The sequence below is a fragment of the Streptomyces calidiresistens genome, from assembly GCF_014141525.1.
Lineage (GTDB): Bacteria > Actinomycetota > Actinomycetes > Streptomycetales > Streptomycetaceae > Streptomyces > Streptomyces calidiresistens.
In genome coordinates, this window is sequence record NZ_VKHS01000523.1 from 1 (window position 1) to 4,000 (window position 4,000).

General features: G+C 75.6%; 4 protein-coding genes. 2 read left to right on the forward strand and 2 right to left on the reverse strand.

Translation table 11 applies throughout. The annotated features are described in order from the left end of the window. The first annotated feature begins 95 nt into the window (after positions 1 to 95). Both FOE67_RS18860 and FOE67_RS18865 read left to right on the forward strand, forming a co-directional pair. A complete protein-coding gene (locus tag FOE67_RS18860) occupies positions 96 to 500 on the forward strand; it encodes a pyridoxamine 5'-phosphate oxidase family protein (protein WP_182665859.1) in 405 nt (134 codons plus the stop codon). Between the two features lie 364 nt (positions 501 to 864). Next, on the forward strand, positions 865 to 1,860 hold the full coding sequence (locus FOE67_RS18865; protein ID WP_228474036.1) for a helix-turn-helix domain-containing protein: 996 nt from the start codon (positions 865 to 867) through the stop codon (positions 1,858 to 1,860). Between the two features lie 86 nt (positions 1,861 to 1,946). Here the strand turns inward: FOE67_RS18865 and FOE67_RS18870 are convergent, their stop codons facing one another. Beyond that, a complete protein-coding gene (locus FOE67_RS18870) occupies positions 1,947 to 2,255 on the reverse strand; it encodes a hypothetical protein (RefSeq protein ID WP_182665861.1) in 309 nt (102 codons plus the stop codon). A gap of 63 nt (positions 2,256 to 2,318) precedes the next feature. Next, a complete protein-coding gene (locus tag FOE67_RS18875; protein ID WP_182665863.1) occupies positions 2,319 to 3,923 on the reverse strand; it encodes a phytoene desaturase family protein in 1,605 nt (534 codons plus the stop codon). Between the last annotated feature and the right edge of the window lie 77 nt (positions 3,924 to 4,000).

Consider the following 4,000-nt stretch of genomic DNA (forward strand, 5'->3'; position numbering starts at 1 on the left):
CCCCTCACCCTCCCCACCCCCTTCGGCTTCGACCTCGACACCACCGACCTCACCTGAGGATCGAGCACGCGAAACGCCCCGATACGCTTCCGGGCATGGCCGTCGATCCGCGCAATCCCGAGCCCGCCTATCTGGAGTTCTGGCGGGAGTACCACCTGTGCACTCTCACCACGGTGCGCGTCGACGGGACTCCCCACGTGGTGGCGGTCGGCGCCACCTACGACCCGGGGGCCGGCCTGGCCCGGGTGATCACCAACCGGCACAGTCGCAAGGTCGCCCACGTACGGGCAGCCGGACCCGCGGGTGCCCGGGCGGCCGTCTGCCAGGTGGCCCGTGCGCGATGGGCGACCCTGGAGGGCGTGGCCACGATCAACGAGGACCCGACGGCGGTGGCCGACGCGGTGGCCCGCTACGCGGAGCGGTACCAGCGGCAGCCGAAGCCGAACCCCGATCGCGTCGTCATCGAGATCGCCCTCACCCGGGCCATGGGTCGCGCCTGACCCCCACCGGGTGCCGCGCCTCCTCCCCCTCCGGCGGCACCGGGCCCGCCGTGTCCGGCCCCCGGGCCCGGGACCGCGTCGGGTCCCGCAGCGGGAACCGCCTCGTCCGCCGGGGGCGTCCCCCTCCTCGATGTCCCGTTCCGGGGTGGCTCCCCGGTGCCGTCCCCCCCCCATCGCCGGGGACGGGGTCCGGGGTGGGCTCCACCCACCCCGGTGCTCTCCGTCGCAGCGGCACCAACGGGCACGCGACGAACGAATCTCCCCCATCGGAACTACACAGAGCCATAACTCTGACCTAAGCTTCCCCACAGGATTTTCCGACGGTCACTCACCACAACCGATCGACCTGGCAGGGGAGTTGGCGTTGGGGTCACACGTGATGGCGGTCCTCGGTCTCTCCGCCCTGGAAGAGGAGATCTACCGACACCTGTTGCGCAACCCCCACACCGCCGTCGACGACCTGCACATCCTGCTGCGGGCCGACCCCGGGACGACCCGTCGCTCCCTGGAGCGCCTGCGGCGACTCCGCCTGGTGGAGGGCGACGACCAGCACGCCGCGGCCGCCGACCCGGAGAGCGCCGTCCCCCGGCTCGCCGAGGACCGGCTGGAGGTCCTGCACCGGGAGATGCGCGATCTCACCCGGACCCGGTCGATCCTCGATTCCCTGGCCCGCGACCGCCCCACCGACGACCCGACCGGGCCGGCTCCCGGCATCGAACGCATCGAGGACCTGAAGACGGTCCGCAGCCGTATCGACGACCTGGCCTTCTTCGCCCGCACCGAGGTGCTGGCCGCCGAACCGTACGACGCCCTCAGCCCCGAGAACATCGCACACGCCCGGCCGTTGGACATGCGGTGCCTGCGACGTGGCGTGCAGATCCGCAACCTGGTGCGGCGCACCGCCGTGGAGGACCCCACCACCGCCGGCTACCTGCGCGAGCTCGTCTCCGCCGGAGCCCGCATCCGGGTCGCCGAGGACTTCTCGGAACTGATCCTCGTCTACGACCGGCACACCGCCCTGGTCCCGGTCGACCCCGGGGACACCTCCCGCGGTGCGCTGTGCGCGCGGGAAAGCGGGCTGGTGGACAACATCATCACGCTCTTCGAACGGTTGTGGGACGCGGCCGAGGACTTTCCCGGCGCCGCGGACGACCCGCACGGCGACCCCGTCGATCTCTCCGGGACCCAACGGGAGGTGCTGCGCTGCATGTGCACGGTGGCCAAGGACGAGACCGGCGCCCGGCAGGTCGGGGTGTCCCTGCGCACCTACCGGCGGCACATCGCCGAGTTGATGCACCTGCTCGGTGCCGAGAACCGCGCCCACGCCGCGCTGTTGGCCCGCGAGCGCGGCTGGATCTGAGCGGCGGTGACCCCGCCCCGTCTCCCGGTGCCGCCGGCTCCCCGCCGCACCCCACCCCGCACCGCCATGACCCGGGGACCCGGACCTCACCCCTCCGGACCCGGCCCGCCGGCGCCCGGAGAGCCGTCGGACGCCGGTCCGTGCCATGCCGCCAGCGCGGGATCGTCCAGCGCGGCGGCCACCGCGTCCCGGACCCGCCCGGGCGTCGCGTCCGGCCCCTCGATCCACAACTCCACCCGGGCGGGCGCGACCCGGTGGGCGTACCGCCAGGAAGCGGGCAGTCGGGCCAGCAGGCGCACCACCGCGATCTCCCCGTCCGGGGGGCCGGGACCCCGGTGCTCCACCTCCACGCGCACCCCGGGCGGGAGGGCGCCGGTCCGGTCCACGCCGTTCACCACATCCCCCGCTCCTTCCCGACCGCTTCTCCCGGGCTCCCCGGGACCCTTCCCCCCCCGTCTTCACGGGGGCCCCGCGATGTCCGCGCCGGCCGGCGGGGCCGGCTCCGACGACCCGCCGGCGGCACCGCGCCCGGTGGGCCCGAGGTGCGGAACCGCCAGCCCGAACTCGCGTCGCAGCGCCGAACGGGCCGCCAGGTACCCGCACATGCCGTGCACGCTCGGGCCGGGCGGCGTGGCCGCCGAGCACAGGTACACCCCCGGCAGGGGCGTGCGGTACGGGTCGAGTCGGGCGACCGGCCGCAGCAGACTCTGTCGCAGCGTCATCGCGCCCGTCCCGATGTCCCCGCCCACGTAGTTCGGGTTGTACGCCTCGTACTGCGCGCCGGACACACCGCGCTCGGCCAGGATCGTGTCCCGGAAACCGGGCGCGTACTCCTCGATCCGCTCCCGGATCAGGCGCACGGGGTCGCGCCGGTCGCCCGCCGGCAGATGGGCGTACGCCCACACCGGGCGCCGCCCGGGGCGCGCGCGCCCCGGATCGGCCACGGCCGGGTCCACCACCAGGACGAACGGTTCCTCCCCGGCCACCCCGCGCGCGTTGGCGGTCTCCTGACGGTGGATCCGCTCCATCGTCCCGCCCAGGTGCACCGTGCCGGCCCGGCCCACCTCCGGGTGGGCCCAGGGGATCGGCTCGGAGACCAGGAAGTCGGCCTTGCCGGCTGCCGGTCCGTGGCGGTAGCGACGCAGGGCACGGGCGTACCGGGCGGGGAGACGGTCCCCGGCGACCTCCAGCAGCCCGGCCGGGGCGAGGTCCAGCAGCACGACCCGGGCGCCGTCGAGTTCGTCGAGGTCGGTGATCCGCCGTCCGGTGCGGAACTCCCCGCCGTGCGCCCGGATGTCCGCGATCATCGCCTCGGCCAGCACCCGGCTGCCGCCACGCGGCAGCGGCCACCCCGCGCCGTGCGCGAGGTGGCCCAGGAGCATCGCCACGGCCGCCGAGGGCAGCGAGGGCAGCGGCCCGACGGCGTGGGCGGCCACCCCCGCCAGCAGGGCGGGGGCCTCCTCGCCCCGGAATCCCCCGCCCAGGAGCCGGCGCAGCGGGGCGGGGGCGCCGTGCGCCGGAACCCGGGAGGCCAGCAGCGCGACGGCCCGGGGATCGGGCGGTCGGCGGGGCCCGGAGAGCAGCAGCTCGACCACGGCATCGCTGTGGCGGAGCAGTGGTTCCATCAGCCGACGCCAGCGCCGGCCGTCCACCGGTCCGAGAGCCTCGCAGGTGGCCTCCAGGTCGCGGAAGGCGAGGGCGGCGCGACCGTCGGCCAGGGGATGGGCGTAGGAGATGTCCGGCGTCTCCATCACCACCCCGCGCGCGGCGGGGTCGAACTCGCGGAAGAAGCGGGAGGCGGCGGCCATGGGGTGGACGGCGGCGCAGACGTCGTGGCTGATGTCGGAGTCGAAGAGGGCGGCGCCGCGCAGCCCGCCGCCGAGGGTGTCGGCGGCCTCGTGGACCACGACCCGCAGGCCGGCACGGGCCAGGGTGACGGCGGCGGCGAGGCCGTTGGGTCCGCTGCCGACGATCGCGGCGTCGGGTCGCGAGGCCGGCGCGGCCGGGTGCGGGGCGCGGACCGGCGCCCGGCGGGCCGTTCCGTCCTCGGGGTGGTGGCTCATGCGGGCCCTTCCTCCTCATCGGGTCCGTGCGGGCTCCCCGTCGGTTTCGTGCGGGTGGGCGGCGGGGTGGCGGGCGC